Below are 948 nucleotides of genomic sequence, written 5' to 3' on the forward strand. Positions count from 1 at the left end.
GCTTCGGAAGCCTTGACGCTGAACAGTTCCAGCCCGGAAGTGTCCTGATACTTGCGGTAGAAGTTGGAAATGAAGTTGCTGAACACATCGCTGTTCTTGTCCACCTGCATGAACTCGCCGCCGTGTCCGGTAGTGGGTGGCACGGTCTGCAAATTGCCCTCCTTGTCGATACCCTTAACGGCACTCACCTTTCCCTGCTGTTTATCCAAGACCAGCAGCACGTCTTTTTCCTGCCCCTCTGCGGGCGGGGTCATTCTGTTTGCCATAAATAATTGGAATTTTAGTGGTTACGGGAATAGTCCCGCCCAAAGGTAGCGACTAAATATGCTATATTTGGACGGGCGGCAAGGACTGTCCGAATTTGTCCTGCGCTGTCTGAAATTGTCCGGGTGGGATGAAATTCCGCAACCATTGGTTGCAGAATTGGGAAAGGGCATAAAAAAAAGAGAGCGAAGTTAATCACTCTCTTTGGGTGAGCCATTTATGAGCCATTTAATTATAGACCTTATGCCTTATAATCAACGACTTATTAAAATTTGCATTATGCTTGCGAGCCATTTGTGAAGCGTTTATGAAACGTTTGCTATTTTATCAATAGGCTAATAATGAGCTACATATCAAAATTAATACTGAAATACAGCTTATTTTTGGAACGTTTGTGAAGCGTTTGGCAAGCCTTTGATTGAATTTCCGTTATTCTCCTATTATCAGGTGACACGACAAAAAGAAAACATCTTCGGCAAAATCTTTGTTATGTTTTTGCAGGTGATTACATAATATACTATCTTTGCATATAGAAACAAAGGACATAAATATGGCTTCATTCAGAAAAGAGATACTTGGGCAGATTGAACGGATAGATACCGGGCGTATATTCACGTTCCGGGATTTGTCGTTTGAAACGGAAAAGACCGCCAATGTTGCGGTGCTACTTTCCGAACAGAGCCG

1 pseudogene is annotated in these 948 nt (G+C 43.4%); it reads right to left on the minus strand.

Annotation, left to right across the window (positions count from 1 at the left end):
- Nucleotides 1-266 (minus strand): annotated as a pseudogene (locus tag H8S64_RS22165) (hypothetical protein); the annotation flags it as partial.
- Nucleotides 267-948 lie beyond the last annotated feature (682 nt).

It is taken from the genome of Butyricimonas hominis, from assembly GCF_014287455.1.
Classification (GTDB): Bacteria; Bacteroidota; Bacteroidia; order Bacteroidales; family Marinifilaceae; genus Butyricimonas; species Butyricimonas muris.